The sequence below is a fragment of the Streptomyces sp. P3 genome (genome assembly GCF_003032475.1).
Lineage (GTDB): Bacteria > Actinomycetota > Actinomycetes > Streptomycetales > Streptomycetaceae > Streptomyces.
Genome location: NZ_CP028369.1, coordinates 6,563,895 through 6,578,714, shown reverse-complemented (window position 1 = coordinate 6,578,714; position 14,820 = coordinate 6,563,895). Strand labels below are relative to the sequence as shown.

Below are 14,820 nucleotides of genomic sequence, written 5' to 3'. Positions count from 1 at the left end.
CTGTCGAGTCTGCATGGCCGTATTTCTTCGAGTCCCGTTGATCCCGGCCAAGTTCTTTTCCCGATGGCGATGCCGAGTGGTCGGCTGTTAGTTGCAGCAGTGCCCGCACGGAGTCCGCTTGGCGCATCGCGGTCTCTCGTCGAGCCCGAACACCTCGGCGAGGTCGGGATCGGCAAGGAGACGCCGTCCACATACGGGACAGCGCTCAGGAGCCGGGGACGCCGGTCTGCTCCGCCGTCCTTCGCCACGGGCTGACGCCCAGTTTCCCCGTGGTGCCGAGGTCCAGGTGGGGGGTGACCGTGACCGGTGCGGCGCCGGCCGTGGCGAGCACCCTGACGTACGGGACGTCTACGGCCTCGCCGAAGCCGGTGGTGTTGCGCCACATCAGCCCGGCGCTCGCCCGCTCGCCGGGCTTCAGGGTGACGGCCCGGGGCGGGTCGTCGAATCCCGCGACGGTGGCGATGCCGCCGCTGCCCTTCATCACCTCGACGCCACGGACCGGCTGGAGATCGTCGTCCAGCAGGCTCAGTCGCGGGTAGCCGTCGAGGGTGCGGACCTCGGTCCCGCAGTTCTCCAGGAGCAGTCCCACGACCCGCAGTCCCATGGCGGAGTCGCCGTCGTCGGCGGTGATCCGGATGCCGGAGGGCGGGCAGACTCCCGGTTCGGACGGCGCCTCGGCGGCGGGAACCCTGGTCACCTCGGCGACCTTCACCCTCGTCACCGGTGGCGCTCCCGGTGCGAGCGTCCCCAGCCGTACGGTCCCGGTGACCGTACGGCCGGCTCCGACCGAGCGCACGGTCACCTTCTGGTTGCTTACGGCCCCGCCCGTGCTCGTCGTGAAGCCGAAGATGACGGTGTACGTCAGCGCACCGGCGGTGGAGTTGACCACCTCGTAGGCGGCCGAGACGCCCGGGTCGGCGGGAAGCCCGTCGGGGAGCCGCTCGGCCCGGACGCCTCCGCCGGTCTCGGCGGGCGAGGTGGAAGCGGAGGCGGAGGCGGCAGCGGAAGGAGAAGTGGAGCGGGACCCGGAAGGGATGGTCACCGAGGTGATCCGCACCCCGTCGACCGCCGGCTGGTCGACGGGGGAGGGCGACGTCGGACCGCCCGAGCCCGCGCCGGGGCTCTGCGTACCGGCGTGCTCCGATCCGCACGCCGTGAGCAGCACTGCGGCGGCCACGGCCGGAAGGAGGAGGGCGGGTCTGCGCATCCGGCAACCCCATCAGGGCCGCGCAGGGCCGGCCGTGACGGAGGCCACTCCTCCGGTCACAGCCGTGTCACAGTCACCGGACGGCACCCTTCAGGTGGGCGCGCACCCCGCCGTTCCTCTCGCGTCCCGCCCTCCCGGGACTACGGCAGCTGCGTCTGCACCTGCGTGGAGATCAGTTCCAGGTGGTCCAGGTCGTGCAGGTCCAGGACCTGGAGGTACATCCGCCGGGAGCCGGCCTCGGCGAAGCGGCCGATCTTGTCGACGACCTCCGCCGGGGAACCGGCCAGCCCGTTGGTGCGCAGCTCGTCGACCTTGCGGCCGATCGCGGCAGCCCGCCGGGCGAGTTCCTGCTCGTCCTTGCCGACGCAGACGACGAGGGCGTTGGACAGGGTGATCGCGTCCGCGTCACGTCCGATCTCCTCGGCGGCCGCCCGTACCCGGCCGAACTGCCGCTCGCTGTCCTCGACCGTGCCGAACGGCATGTTGAACTCGTCGGCGAACCGGGCGGCGAGGCGCGGGGTGCGGGTCGCGCCGTTGCCGCCGATCAGCACGGGAACCTTCGCCTGGGCGGGCTTGGGCAGTGCGGGCGAGGCGGTGAGCTCGTAGTACGTGCCGTGGAAGTCGAAGGTCTTGCCGGGCTCGGTGGCCCACAGGCCCGTGACGATCTCCAGCTGCTCCTCCAGCCGGCCGATCTTCTCCTTCGGGAAGGGGATGCCGTACGCCGTGTGCTCCTCCTCGAACCAGCCCGCGCCGAGACCCAGTTCGATGCGCCCACCGGACATCTGGTCCACCTGGGCGACCTGGATGGCGAGCACGCCGGGCAGCCGGAAGGTGCCGGCGGTCATCAGGGTGCCGAGGCGGATGCGCTTGGTCTCCCGGGCGAGACCGGCGAGGGTGATCCAGGCGTCCGTGGGGCCCGGTAGGCCGCTCACGTCGCCCATCTTCAGGTAGTGATCGGACCGGAAGAAGGCGTCGAACCCGAGGTCCTCGGTGGCTTTCGCCACGGTGAGGAGGGTGTCGTAGGTCGCCCCCTGCTGGGGCTCGGTGAAGATGCGAAGATCCATGTCTCCATCCTGCACGCCGGCCGGCCTGTCGACCCCACCGGACCCCGGCCGCCACCGGACCCGGGTTCTCGTCGTCGGACAGGGTCCCCGTCGCTCCCTCGCTCCCGTCGCGTCGGCGAGTGCTCATCGTCTGCCGTCGCGCCGCCGGGGTGCTCATCGCTCCGGTAAGGCGGCCTCCCGCTCCTCGCGTTCCTCGCGCGCCGTCAGTTTGCGCAGCATCTCCAGGACCCGGTCCCTGGACTCGTCCGCCGCGTCGATGGCCTCCATGCACTTCCAGTACGTGCCCTGGTCGTCCGCCGAGCTCGCCAGGCCGACCAGGGCGATGCCGACCTCGCCGAGCAGGCCGGCCAGATCGAGCAGCGCCCGGCGGGCATCCTCCAGTTCGGTCAGCCGGGCGGCGAGCAGATCGCCCGGATCGAGGTCCGGAGCGCCCAGCACGCCGCAGCCCCGGCCGGCCAGTTCGGTCAGGCCCAGTGCCTCGCCGCGCAGTTCGGGCGGGCCCGAGACGGCGAGGCGGCTGCCGATCGCCTGCGCCAGGGCCTGCGCCTGCCATACCTGCGTGAGGATCTCCGCGCCCTCGCCGCTGCCCGCCAACTCGCGTCTGCTCGTCCAGATGAGCCGCACCGCGTCCATACGCCGCCCCGTCTGTCCCGACGTGCTGGTTCGCACGTCCGCCCGAACACCCTTGTTCACTACCCAGAGTGAAGGCGTGAGGGGCGAAAAGCCAGAGGATGACGGAAATTTGTGGACAACAAATCGATTTCGGTCCGCCGGTCGACTGCGGAGAGTGAAAGTGGACTTGGCTGCTCCGCCGGAGTCGCCCGGTCGCCGCTGCGGAGTGCCGCTAGGGAGCCGGAAATCTGCGCTCGTTGCGGTCGATCTTCGCGTCCAGCGCCGCCAGCGGGTCGATCCCGAGCACCTCGCACAGTTGCAGCAGATACGCGAGCACGTCGGCGACCTCGTCCATCACCCGGTGGGCGGTGTCCGGGTCGTCCATCACCCGGGCCGACTCCTCCGGCGTCAGCCACTGGAAGATCTCGACGAGTTCGGACGCCTCCACGCTGAGCGCGGCGACGAGGTTCTTGGGCGTGTGGAAGGGCTGCCAGTTCCGCGCGGCCGCGAAGTCGGCCAGTCTGCGCTGCAGTTTCGCCACATCAAGGTGTCGTTCTGTCACGGACCCAGGTCTACCACCGTCACCCCGTCGGTACGGGCGACCCAGGAGCCGTCGCCCACCGCCGCGACGCAGCGGATGTGCCCGCGTTCGGCCATCCGCACCGCCAGGCGCAGCAGTTCGGCGCGCTGGCGGACGTCGAGGCCGCGGTCCAGGCCGTCGGCGAGCAGGGTGAGGGTCTGCGTCGCGGCCGGAACCTCTCCGGCCGGATCCACGTCGAGGACGCCCGGCCCGGTGAGCAGCACCAGGGCGAGGGCGAGGTAGCGCAGTTCGCCGTATCCCAGCCGGGCGAGTTCCGTGGGTCCGCCGGCAGCGCGGTCGAGCACCGCGCGGACCGTGCCGTCGGCCAGCGGTTCGGCGCGCAGGTCCACCACCGGCCCCGCGGGTCCGGCGGATCCGGCGGACAGCGCGGCCACCAGGGCCGCATGCCGTCGTCCGCACTCCTCGCGGGTGCGCCACAGGACGTCGGCGAGGTTGTCGCAGCCGGTCAGCAGGCGGCCGGAGCCGGTGGGGACGGGGACGCCCATCCAGTCGGGCTGCGGGTCGCAGGCGAAGACGGACCGCAGGGCGACCACCATCTGCTCGGCGGCGGCCAGCACCTGTCGCTGGCCGTCGGTCCTGCCCGCCACGCGCAGCGGCAGCAGGGCGGTGCCGAGCCGGTCGTCGGGCAGCGGGGCGCGCGTCACCGGCGCGGAGCCGCCGGTGTGCCAGGCGGCCTGCACCGTGCGCCGTCCGGGATCACGCAGGGCCGTCTCCAGCAGCACGACACCGCCCGCGCTGAGCCGCTCACCCACGATGCGCAGTTCCGGCTCGGCCTGCACGGCGATGTCGAGCCGGACCGGCCCTGCGGGGCCGTCGGCCGTGCAGCCGATACGGAACCCCCGGCGTCGCTGCGCGTCGGGCCGCGCCCCCTGCGGCACGCACGCGACCGGATCGGCGAACACCTCGGCCAGCCGCGCCCCTCCCCCGAGCCGCGCCAGCGCCTCGTACGCCCGCAGCGCCGTGCTCTTGCCGCTGCCGCTGGCCCCGGTGAACAAGGTGACGGCTCCCAGCAGGAACCGCGCGCGGCGATGCCCCGCGAAAGCGGAGAGCCGCAACTCGGTGACGCACGACCGCGGGTACCGCGCGGGTGCGGGCGCCGTGTCGGCCGGCTCGGACGCCGGGCGGACGCGCGGTGCCGCGAGCGGTACGACGGTCGCCGTCCGCACGCCGCCACGGGGCGCAGCCTGCTGCTCCGCCCCGCAGTGCGCCTGCGCCTGCGCCTGCGCCTGCGGGGGCACGGTGGGGGGCGCGTCCTCGGCGGGCGCTCCGTCGTGCGTGGTGTGCGGCAGCGAGGTGGTCTGCGGCAGGGGGGTGGGGGAGGAAAGCGACGAGGGCATGTCCGGACGGTAGGACTCCGCTGTCAGCCGAACCGTTACGCCCCGACAAGCTTCCCACCATCGAGCGACGTGGCCCGCACCCTCAGAGCCCCGGTGCGCCCGCCCCCTCCATGATCCCGCCCACCTCGGTGCCCGGCGGGGTGAGCAGGAAGACGTTGCGGTCGACCCGGTGCATACCGCTGGCCAGGCCGAAGACGACCCCGGTGGAGAAGTCCAGCACCCGTTTGGCGGTGTCGGTCTCCGCCCCGGTCAGGTCGAGCAGTACCGGGATGCCCGCCATCAGCGTCTCGGCGACCTCACGGGCGTCCGCGAAGACGTTGACCCGCAGGACGACGAATCGGCGTCGGGTCTCCGTCTCGGCGTCCGGGAGCGAGCGGTGGTCCACCGCCGAGGGCCATGCGTCCCGGCCGCGCAGCGGAACGACCTGAGCGAGCCCTTCCCACTGTTCATCGGTGACGTCGTAACGGTTCACCGGTACCCCCAGAACTGACTCGCCTTCAATGCATGCACCAGTCAATTCTTACGCCAAGTCACCCGTTCGGCCCAACAGCGACACGGACCGCCACGGCACCGGTTCCAGGCGGCGCCCGCTCGCTCGCCACCGCCGGGAACCGGCCCGCGTCAGGCCGGCTTGCGCGTGAAGCGGAGGGTGGCGGTGACGGCGGCCGTCCCGCGGATCATGCCCAGCTGGTTCCAGCCCAGGCCGAACTCGCCGCGGTCCACGGCGAACTGCGTGTCCAGGGTGACGGCGTCAAAGTCCGCTGCGCTCACCCGTGCGGTGAGGGACTGCGGTCGGCTGATGCCGCGCACGGTGAGCTGACCGGACACCGCGACCGACCCGTCGGCACCCGGTACGGCGGAGCGCACCGCGAAGGTGATCTCGGGGTGGTTGTCGGCGTCGAAGAAGTCCGCGCCGCGCAGATGGGCGTCCCGCTTGGCGTTCTTCGTGTCGAGGGACGCCGCCCGGAGGGTCAGGGTGCCGGTCGCGGTGCCGTCGGCCGCCACCTCGCCCCCGCCGTCGACGGCGGTGAACACGCCCTTGACGGTGACCAGGCCCCACATCGTCCGGTGCCTGAGGACGACGGTGGAGGCGCCCGCGTCGAGCTGCCACAGTCCGGTTTCCACGGCGACGGTCATGGCGGTACTCCTTGATGGTCCTCGGTGGTCCAAATTTGGATGACGCGGTCCACGCTAGCCGGTAATCCAAATCTGAACAACAGAGTCGTGCAAATTTGGACTACGGATACACTGGACGCCATGGCAGACCCCGCTGAGCACCCTTCCGACCTGCCCGCCTGCCCCTCCGCGCAGGGCTCCGGCGCTGGACTGCTGCCTCCCGAACTGCGCGGCTGGATGCTGCTGCTGGCGGCGACGGGAGCGGTGGAGCAGCGGCTGCGCACGGTGGTCAAGGACCGGCTGGACGTCTCGCACGACGAGTTCCTGGTCCTGTGCCTGCTGGCCGAGCAGCCCGGACAGGGCCTGCGCATGACCCGCATCGCCGAACTGCTCGGACGGCCCAAGACCCGGCTGACGTACCAGATCGCCTGTCTGCAGCACGCCGGTCTCGTCACCCGCCAGTCGGTCTGCGGCGACAAGCGAGGGGTCGAGGTCGCCCTCACCGACAGGGCCCGCCGGCTGCTGCGGGAAGCCTCCGGGGCGCTCGCCGAGACGGTCACCGCGGCGCTGGACCACGTCATGGGTCCCGAGCAGTGCGCCGCCCTGAGCGGTCTGCTGCCGGACACCGCGGCCAGGGCCCAGGCCCACGCCGCCGCGAGCATCGGGGTCGCGGCCCGGGACGGCGCCCAGACCGGCGCGGCTCCGGAACCGGCGGCCTCCGACTGACGGCCCCAGTGCCGAGCGGTGTGCGGTGCCGCTTGTTGGTCCAGCGCCGCTTCGGTGGTGCGGTGCGCCCTTCGGTGTGCGGTGCCGCTTTGCGTGGTGCGTTCCGACCGCGTGGTCTCGGTTCTGTGCGGTCGCGTTCGTGCCGGATGCGCTCGTGGCGTGCGTCGCACCGATCGATCATCAGGTTCCGCTCCCGTAAAGCAAGCCGATCACCCCTCTCGGTGCTCTCCCCGCCGGGACGACGAGAGTGGAGTGAATTGCCTGTGGCATATTCCGGCGTGTTCGAAGGGATTTCCCGGGCCGCCGGCCGACGGCCCTCGACACGCAAGGCCCAGGCGGTTTCGCTCGTACACGGAGAGGTCGCCGCCGATTGCTCATGATCAATTCGTGCGGTCGCGGCACCCGGTCGATCGCGCCGCCGCCCGGCACGCCCCTGCGGCACACGGCCGTGCGCAAACCGGGCGGTCGCAACCGAACCCGCTTGCACAGAAAGGCAGTTGTGGCTCGCCGCCCGCCGACGCGCGAAGGCCGGGCCCGAGGACCGGGCGAGCTGCGGCAATGCGCTTCGGTCACAACGAACCCGCAGGCGGTCACCGGTCGACGGATCAGCCCCAAACCTTAAACACAAATTACACACATCCTCTCTTCATACCGGCTCCCCATGGTCTAGATTGACCTTGCTTCGGCCGTTCGAACACGAGGCGACCGTAATGATCTATTGGTCTGGCGCTGCGGAAGGCCGGTAAGCGCGTCCTCGACGCCGGACGTGGGGGTGATCAATTCCTGGGGCCCGAGAGGGGCTTGGGTGCGGGGAGCACTCAAGGTCTTCGACGGGTCGCCGCACACCTCGAGAGTCGGGCAGGACATACGAGTCCACTGCCGCCGGGGTGGGTGTTCGAGTAGCGCCGGGATACCGGGACGTCATGCGCGGGAGGCGGGGGCCTGCCGCGGGAGGACCGGCGCGGCACGGGGGGCGGGGGCCTCCCGAGGGGAGGGACAGTACGGGGGGCGGGGGCCTCCCGGGGGAGGAATCAGTGTTAGGCGAACACGTCGAACCACTGGGGAACCTGGGGGGTTCTGTGCGGCAAGGGGAGCTAGTCAGCCCGTTTCCGTCGGCGCGCGGGCGTCTGGAGAACGGTTCGATCAGCCGGCCCGCGATCGACTGGGAACAGCGGTACCGACGTACCGTGATCATCAGCGATACGGTGGCCACCGCCTTCGTGGTGGCGGGGATAGGCAACTTCTTCGGGGCCCGGGACGCTGCCAACTGGCATGAGAAGTGGGGCATTCTCGCGTTCGGCACCGAGCTGCTGGTGCTGGGGGCGCTAGCGGTCAGCCGGTCGTGGGCGCCGGCCGTGCTCGGCCAGGGCGCCGAGGAGTTCCGCCGGCTCGGACGCTCGCTGTTCGCCGCGACCGTCGTCCTGGCGCTCGGCGGGATCGCGCTCACCTCGCGCAACATCAAGCTCTGGATCTTCGTGGCGATCCCCGCGATCGCGCTCGTCACCATGACCGCGCGCTATCTGCTGCGCCTCTCGCTGCACCGGCAGCGCAAGGAGGGCCGGTGCCTGCGACCGGTGCTCGCCGCCGGCAGCCCGGCCACCGTGAGCGACCTGATCACCCGCACCCGCAAGTTCCCGCACCTGGGCTGGCGGGTGGACGCGGTGTGCACCACGGACGGTCCCGGGCTCGACGGTGATCTGCTGGACGGAGTGCCGGTGGTCGGCCGACTGGCCGACGTCGCCAAGCACGTCCACGGCGACGGCTACCGCGTCGTCGCCGTCACCCCGGACCCGCACTGGTCGCCGCACCGGCTGCAGCGGCTGGCCTGGAACCTCGAGGGCACCGAGGCCGAGATGGTCGTGGCCCCGGTGCTGATGGAGGTGGCCGGCCCGCGGCTGCACATCGACGCGGTGCTCGGCATCCCGCTGCTGCGGGTCAGCATGCCGACCTTCACCGGGGGGCGCCGGGCGGTCAAGGGCGTCGTCGACCGGATGGGCGCGGCGGTCCTGCTGGTCCTGTTCGCGCCGCTGATGGCGGTCGTCGGACTGCTGGTGCTGATGGACAGCCGGGGCGGGGTGTTCTACCGCCAGCGCAGAGTCGGCAAGGACGGCGGCGAGTTCACCATTCTCAAGTTCCGCACCATGGTCGCCGACGCCGACCGGGCACGGGCCCAGCTGGCCGACCTCAACGAGGGCGCCGGTCCGCTGTTCAAGCTCCGCCGGGATCCGCGGGTGACCCGGGTGGGAGCGGTGTTGCGCCGGTACTCGATCGACGAACTCCCGCAGCTTTTCAACGTGCTCACCGGATCGATGTCGCTGGTCGGTCCGCGGCCTCCGCTGCCGGAGGAGTCCGCCGCGTACGGCCCGGACATCCGGCGGCGGTTGCTGGTCAAGCCCGGCCTCACCGGCCTGTGGCAGATCAGCGGACGCAGTGACCTGTCGTGGGAGGAGGCGGTACGGCTGGACCTGCGGTACGTGGAGGACTGGTCGCTCGCCCTGGACACGGTGATCTTGTGGAAGACGATGCGTGCGGTGCTCTACGGCCAGGGGGCCTACTGATGTGCGGGGGGCAACTGACGCGCGGGGGGCTGCGGTCCAACGGCCCCGCCGGCGTGCGGAACGCAGGCCGCAAGGGCCTGCCCGGGGGGGGAGGAACGGGTCATGAAGGTCAGCGTTTTCGGGCTCGGCTACGTGGGCTGCGTGTCGGCCGCGTGCCTTGCCAGCATGGGGCACGAGGTCATCGGGGTCGACGTCAACCAGGTGAAGGTCGACCTGGTCAACGACGGCAAGGCCCCGGTGGTCGAGGAGCGGATCGGCGAGCTGATCGCCGACGTCGTGCGGACCGGGGCGCTGCGCGCCACCGTCGACGTCCGCGAGGCGATCGTGGACAGCGAGATCTCGCTGGTCTGCGTGGGCACGCCGTCGGAGCCCAACGGCAGCCTGTGCACGACGTACCTGGAGCGGGTCACCGAGGAGATCGGCGCGGCGCTGGCCGAGCGGGGTGGGCGGCACACCGTGGTGTTCCGCAGCACCATGCTGCCGGGCACCTGTCTGAACCTGCTGGTGCCGATCCTGGAGAAGTACGTCGGCGGGACCGCCGGGGTGGACGTCGGGGTCGCGGTCAACCCGGAGTTCCTGCGCGAGGGCACGAGTGTGCGGGACTTCTTCGACCCGCCGAAGACCGTCATCGGCGAGCTCGACCCGGCGAGCGGCGACGCGGTGGCGGCCCTGTACCGGGACCTGCCCGGTGAGGTGTTCCGGGTGCCGGTCCCGACGGCCGAGGCGATCAAGTACGCGGACAACGCGTTCCACGGTCTCAAGATCGGCTTCGCGAACGAGCTGGGCGCGGTGTGCCAGGCCCTCGGGGTGGACTCGCACCAGGTGATGGACGTGTTCCTGGCCGACCGCAAGCTGAACATCAGCCCCGCCTATCTGCGGCCCGGCTTCGCCTTCGGCGGGTCCTGCCTGCCCAAGGACCTGCGCAGTCTGGTGCACGCGGCGCAGCGGGCGGACGTCTCGGTGCCCATCCTGTCCCATGTGCTGCCGTCGAACTCCGACCATCTGCAGCGCGCGGTGGAGCTGGTGGAGCGCACCGGGAAACGCCGGGCGGGCCTGTTCGGGCTGTCCTTCAAGCCCGGCACCGACGACCTCCGCGAGAGCCCGCTCGTCGAGCTGGCGGAGCGGCTTTTCGGCAAGGGGTACGACCTGAAGATCTACGACGCCAACGTGAGCCTGTCCCGGCTGCTCGGCGCGAACCGCGAGTACATCGAGACCCGGCTGCCGCACCTCGCGCAACTGCTCGCGGACTCCGTCGAGGAGGTGCTCGAGCACGCCGAGGTGTGTCTGGTCGGGACGAAGGATCCGGCCGTGCTGGCGGCGCTGCCGCACGGCGACGCCCCGGTGATCATCGATCTCGTCCACCTTCCCGACGCCGACGCGCGCCGGGCCGAACAGGGGTACGTGGGCCTTGCCTGGTGATGCGGGAAGCGGCGACCGGCCGGGCCGGAGCGCGCTGATCCTGGTGGAGAACCTGTCGGTGCCGTTCGACCGGCGGGTGTGGCAGGAGTGCACGACGCTGCGCGACGCGGGCTGGACGGTGCACGTCATCTGTCCGCAGGGGACGAAGCGGGACACCGAGCCGGAGGCCGTGATCGACGGGGTGCGGATCCACCGCTACCCGTTGCGCGCGGCCACCGGAGGGCCGTCCGGCTATCTGCGGGAGTACGGCTCGGCGTTGTGGCACACGGTCCGGCTGGCCCGCAAGGTCGGCCCGGTCGACGTGGTCCACGCCTGCAACCCGCCCGACCTGCTGTTCCTGCCCGCCCTGTGGCTGAAGCGGCGCGGCGCGCGGTTCGTCTTCGACCAGCACGACCTGGTGCCCGAGCTGTACCTCTCGCGGTTCGGCCGCGGCAAGGACCTGCTCTACCGCGCCGTGTGCGCGCTGGAACGGCGGACCTACCGGGCCGCCGACGTGGTGATCGCCACGAACGAGAGCTACCGGGACGTCGCGGTGCGCCGCGGCGGGAAGCGGCCGGCGGACGTGTTCGTGGTGCGCAGCGCGCCCGACATCGAGCGGTTCCACCCCGTGCCGGCCGAGCCGGAGTTGAAGCGCGGCAAGCCTCATCTGCTGTGCTATCTAGGCGTCATGGGCCCGCAGGACGGCGTCGACTACGCCTTGCGGGCTCTGGCGAAGCTGCGCGACGAGGTCGGTCGGAGCGACTGGCACGCGGTGTTCGTGGGCGGCGGCGACACCTTCGACGCGATGGTGGAGCTGTCCGGGCGGCTCGGGCTCTCGGAGCAGGTGCAGTTCACCGGGCGCATTCCGGACGCCGACCTGGTGCGCTACCTGTCCACCGCGGACGTGTGCCTCTCCCCCGACCCGAACAATCCGCTCAACGACGTGTCGACCATGAACAAGGTCCTCGAGTACATGGTGATGGGCCGCCCGGTCGTCTCGTTCGACCTCCGGGAGGCGCGGGTCTCCGCCGGTGACGCCGCCGTGTACGCGGCCGCCGACGACGAGGCCGAGTTCGCCCGGCTCATCGCCCTGCTGCTGGACGATCCGGAGAAGCGGGCCCTGATGGGCAAGATCGGCCAGGAGCGGATCGGCGGGCCGCTGTCCTGGCGGAACTCCCAGCGATCACTGCTCGCCGCCTACGAGGCTGCCTGCGGTGACCGGGCTCCCGTCACGGCGCGCGACCCTGACCCGGCAGGGGAAGGCCGCCCCATTGAGCGATGACACGATACGCCTGGTCACCATCGGGCGGATTGTCCGCCGGCGCTGGCGGCTGCTCACCGTCCTCGCCCTGGTGGGTGCGCTCGTCGGTTACGGCGCGTCCCTGCTGTTTCCGCCGCGCTACACGACCTCGGCGTCGGTGCTGCTGCCGGGGACGTGGGAGGAGCGCGAGCTGCTGACGCAGACGGAGGTGGCGACCAGTTCGGTGGTGGTCGACCGCGCGGCCGCCACGCTCGGCTGGAGCGGGGTGAGCGGCAGCGATCTGCGGGATCAGGTCGGCGCCAAGGCCACGGACGGGAACATCATCAAGATCTCCGGCACGGCCGAGACCCCGGAGCGTGCGCAGCGGCTCTCCGACCAGGTGGCCAAGGAGTTCGTCTCCTACGCCACCCGGATCGCGAGCGACACCGCGGACCCGGGAGCGGCGGAGGAGCTCGCCGCGCTCCAGCAGTCGGTGGAGGACACCAGCCGCCGCATCAGCAAGCTGGCCGACGCGACCGATCCGGGGGAGACCGTCGAGAGCGTGCAGACGCGCACCGAGCTGGAGAAGCTGCGCACCGCGCTGCGGGAGGCCATCAGCACCATCAAGCAGGCCGATCCGGTCGACGACGAGGCGAAGAACATGGTCGTCATGGGGGCGGCGGCCCGGCCGACCGGCGAGGCGCCGCCGACGAGGACACAGCTCGTCGCCGGCGGAGCGCTGCTGTTCCTGCTGTGCGCGGTGATCGGCCATCTCGCCGCCGCGCGGATGAGCCGCCGGCTGCGCGGTGAACCCGAGATCGCCGCGGCGCTGGGCTCGACGCTGCTGGGGACCGTCGACGTACCCGTCGGACGTCCCACGCACCGGTCGCAGGGCCGTGGTCCGCGGGCGTGGATCCGCCGGCTGCTGGGCCTCGACGTCCGGTGGAACATCCCGGCACCGCAACTGTCCGGCGACGAGGCCAGCAGGCAGATCCGCTACCGGCGGGTGTGCTCGCGTCTGCGGGACCGGCTGCCGTCCCCGCAGCGGCTGCTGGTCGTCTTCCCCGAGGGCGACGAGATCGCCCGCCGGGCGGCGGGGCAGCTCGTCGACCTGGCCGGGAGCGATCCGCTGCTGCGCGCGGTGGCGGTGCCGGTGTCCCGGCCGATGGTGCCGGACCGCGGGCGCGAGTCGGGCGCCCTGGTCGTGCTCAGCGCCGGGAGCTGGACCGCGGGGGAGCTCGCCGGCATCTCCGAGGCGTGTGCGGACGCGGGGCACGCGGTCGTCGGCGTCGTCCTCGCCGGTCCGGTCCGTGCGACGCGGTCGGCGGACCGCCCTCGGCGTACCTCCGTGCCCGCGCCCGCGAGCTTCGACGGCGAACGGGACGACGCGACAGGAGTCACAGGGTGACGACGAGTACGACCGCGGAGTCGTCGGCCGCCGCTCCGCTGCTGGATCTGCAGACTCTGGTGGCGGCGGTGCGACGGCGGCGGCGCATGTGGTGCTCCCTCGCGCTGCTGGGGCTGCTCGCCGGCGCGGCGGTGGCGTTCCTGCTGCCGGCGCCGCCGACCGCGGTGACCAAGGTGCTGGTCGCGCACGCGGAGGACCAGCCGAACGACCCGGGAACGCTGATCCGCACCGATGTCGCGCTGCTGCAGACCACCAGGATCGCCGAGCAGGCGCTGAAGTCCCTGCGGTCCCGGGAGAAGGCCGAGGACTTCATGCAGGACTACAGCGGTGCCGGCGTGACCAACAATGTTTTGCAGATCACCGTGACCGGTGACAGCGACGCGGAGGCGGTGGCCCGCGCCAAGGCGTTGGCCGACGCGTTCGTCGCGGACCATGTGAGGCGGATACAGGAGGCCTCGAAAGCCGAGGCCAAGGCCCTGCTCGACCAGCGTGACCAGCTGAAGGGCCAACTGGCCCAGGTCAACAGGACGATCGGGAAGGGGACCGAGGCGAGTGGTCCGGGGGCGTCGGCGGACCTGGAGTCCCTCTACGCCCGCCGGGCCGAACTCACCTCGCAGATCACCGACTTCAGCCAGCGCGCCGGGGAGGCGAGCATCGGCATGCCCCGGCTCGTCGCCGGCACGCAGATCGTGGACGCCCCGTACGCGGTGCGCCACCCCCTGCTCAGGACCGCTGCCACCGACGCCGGGATCGGGCTCTTCCTCGGCCTCTTCCTCGGGCTCGCGTCGGCGGCGGTCGGCGCGGTGGTGGCGGACCGTCCCGTGCTCCGCCGGGAGATCGCCGCAAACCTCGGCGCCTCGGTCATCGCGGAGCTGCCCCACCGGCCGGGCGGGCGGTGGCGGCGCCGCCGGGTCCGGGCGGCACGCGAACGGCTCACCACGTCCCTGGCCCGCGCCGTGCGCGGCTCCGCGGAACCGGTGTCGCTGCTGGAACTGGGCTGCGCGCGCAACACGAGCGTGATCGCCCTGGACCTCGCCGGGGCACTGGCGGCGGAGGGGCCGGTGGTCGTCGTCGACGGTCTGCCGGGCCGGCAGCTCGCCGACCGACGCCCGAAGCCCGGGGACCCGGCCGTGGTCACCGGCGAGCGCGCCGCGGCCGAGTCGCCGCAGGGGCGCAGGATCGGCGTCGGCTCGGTGGCGCCCGGTACGGCGTGGACCGACCTGCAGTACCTCGGCACCCGGGCCGTCCTCGTCGTGCGGGCCGGGCACGGCAGCGCCGCGTGGCTGCACACCGTGGCGCGCCAGCTCGCGGACCAGCACATCGCGGTGATCGGTGTGGTGCTGATCGACCCCGACCCGCGTGACCGGACCGACGGCACGCTGTGGGACGGGCCGCCCGCCTCGCCGCGCGGCCGCGCCGAGCGGCCGGCCCGGCAGATGGGTGGGGGTGCCTCCCACGCCGTTCAGGCAGTGGGGGAGGTCCCGCGGCGGGCGGAGCGGCAGCCGATGTGGGCGGCACGGGTGCCGGACAGCGACCAGGAGGCTCAGTAACAC

The 14,820-nt window shown here is 72.1% G+C and carries 13 protein-coding genes; 6 read left to right on the top strand and 7 right to left on the bottom strand.

The window, feature by feature from the left end:
* Window positions 1–205: 205 nt before the first annotated feature.
* From C6376_RS28895 to C6376_RS28865, 7 genes are all read right to left on the bottom strand, one after another.
* A complete protein-coding gene (locus C6376_RS28895; protein ID WP_107446097.1) occupies window positions 206–1,207 on the bottom strand; it encodes a DUF4232 domain-containing protein in 1,002 nt (333 codons plus the stop codon).
* Between the two features lie 140 nt (window positions 1,208–1,347).
* Complete coding sequence (locus tag C6376_RS28890) at window positions 1,348–2,271, bottom strand: LLM class F420-dependent oxidoreductase (RefSeq protein WP_107446096.1); 924 nt, start codon at window positions 2,269–2,271, stop codon at window positions 1,348–1,350.
* Between the two features lie 153 nt (window positions 2,272–2,424).
* Window positions 2,425–2,904: a DUF6099 family protein gene (locus tag C6376_RS28885; RefSeq protein WP_107446095.1), complete on the bottom strand. Its 480-nt coding sequence runs from the start codon at window positions 2,902–2,904 to the stop codon at window positions 2,425–2,427.
* 211 nt (window positions 2,905–3,115) lie between these two features.
* Window positions 3,116–3,445: a nucleotide pyrophosphohydrolase gene (locus tag C6376_RS28880; RefSeq protein ID WP_107446094.1), complete on the bottom strand. Its 330-nt coding sequence runs from the start codon at window positions 3,443–3,445 to the stop codon at window positions 3,116–3,118.
* The gene (locus C6376_RS28875) at window positions 3,442–4,821 is read right to left on the bottom strand and encodes an ATP-binding protein (RefSeq protein WP_254076107.1); all 1,380 of its coding nucleotides are present in this window, start codon (window positions 4,819–4,821) and stop codon (window positions 3,442–3,444) included. The genes C6376_RS28880 and C6376_RS28875 overlap by 4 nt, the downstream gene beginning before the upstream one ends.
* Before the next feature lie 82 nt (window positions 4,822–4,903).
* Window positions 4,904–5,293 (bottom strand): cell division protein SepF, encoded by a 390-nt coding sequence (locus C6376_RS28870; protein ID WP_107446093.1) that lies wholly within the window; start codon window positions 5,291–5,293, stop codon window positions 4,904–4,906.
* 149 nt (window positions 5,294–5,442) lie between these two features.
* A complete protein-coding gene (locus C6376_RS28865; RefSeq protein ID WP_107446092.1) occupies window positions 5,443–5,958 on the bottom strand; it encodes a YceI family protein in 516 nt (171 codons plus the stop codon).
* A 120-nt stretch (window positions 5,959–6,078) separates the two neighbouring features.
* On the opposite strand from C6376_RS28865, the gene C6376_RS28860 reads away from it, so the two are divergent.
* The 6 genes from C6376_RS28860 to C6376_RS28835 all read left to right on the top strand — a co-directional run bounded on the left by C6376_RS28860 (window position 6,079) and on the right by C6376_RS28835 (window position 14,817).
* Complete coding sequence (locus tag C6376_RS28860; protein WP_107446091.1) at window positions 6,079–6,663, top strand: MarR family winged helix-turn-helix transcriptional regulator; 585 nt, start codon at window positions 6,079–6,081, stop codon at window positions 6,661–6,663.
* A 1,079-nt stretch (window positions 6,664–7,742) separates the two neighbouring features.
* On the top strand, window positions 7,743–9,221 hold the full coding sequence (locus tag C6376_RS28855) for a sugar transferase (protein ID WP_107446090.1): 1,479 nt from the start codon (window positions 7,743–7,745) through the stop codon (window positions 9,219–9,221).
* A 102-nt stretch (window positions 9,222–9,323) separates the two neighbouring features.
* Window positions 9,324–10,640, top strand: a complete 1,317-nt coding sequence (locus C6376_RS28850; protein ID WP_107446089.1) for a nucleotide sugar dehydrogenase — start codon at window positions 9,324–9,326, stop codon at window positions 10,638–10,640.
* Window positions 10,630–11,901 carry a glycosyltransferase family 4 protein gene (locus C6376_RS28845; protein WP_107446088.1) on the top strand — a complete coding sequence of 424 codons (1,272 nt, stop codon included), beginning with the start codon at window positions 10,630–10,632 and terminating at the stop codon, window positions 11,899–11,901. Before C6376_RS28850 ends, C6376_RS28845 begins: the two co-directional genes overlap by 11 nt.
* The gene (locus C6376_RS28840) at window positions 11,891–13,267 is read left to right on the top strand and encodes a Wzz/FepE/Etk N-terminal domain-containing protein (RefSeq protein WP_107449252.1); all 1,377 of its coding nucleotides are present in this window, start codon (window positions 11,891–11,893) and stop codon (window positions 13,265–13,267) included. Before C6376_RS28845 ends, C6376_RS28840 begins: the two co-directional genes overlap by 11 nt.
* Window positions 13,264–14,817, top strand: a complete 1,554-nt coding sequence (locus C6376_RS28835; RefSeq protein WP_107446087.1) for a Wzz/FepE/Etk N-terminal domain-containing protein — start codon at window positions 13,264–13,266, stop codon at window positions 14,815–14,817. Before C6376_RS28840 ends, C6376_RS28835 begins: the two co-directional genes overlap by 4 nt.
* The last annotated feature ends 3 nt before the right edge of the window (window positions 14,818–14,820 follow it).

Excerpts from the sequence above, each read along its gene's own strand:
- C6376_RS28895 (WP_107446097.1), bottom strand. The coding sequence starts at position 1,207 with ATGCGCAGACCCGCCCTCCTCCTTCCGGCCGTGGCCGCCGCAGTGCTG.
- C6376_RS28890 (WP_107446096.1), bottom strand. The coding sequence starts at position 2,271 with ATGGATCTTCGCATCTTCACCGAGCCCCAGCAGGGGGCGACCTACGAC.
- C6376_RS28885 (WP_107446095.1), bottom strand. The coding sequence starts at position 2,904 with ATGGACGCGGTGCGGCTCATCTGGACGAGCAGACGCGAGTTGGCGGGC.
- C6376_RS28875 (WP_254076107.1), bottom strand. The coding sequence starts at position 4,821 with ATGCCCTCGTCGCTTTCCTCCCCCACCCCCCTGCCGCAGACCACCTCG.
- C6376_RS28865 (WP_107446092.1), bottom strand. The coding sequence starts at position 5,958 with ATGACCGTCGCCGTGGAAACCGGACTGTGGCAGCTCGACGCGGGCGCC.
- C6376_RS28860 (WP_107446091.1), top strand. The coding sequence starts at position 6,079 with ATGGCAGACCCCGCTGAGCACCCTTCCGACCTGCCCGCCTGCCCCTCC.
- C6376_RS28850 (WP_107446089.1), top strand. The coding sequence starts at position 9,324 with ATGAAGGTCAGCGTTTTCGGGCTCGGCTACGTGGGCTGCGTGTCGGCC.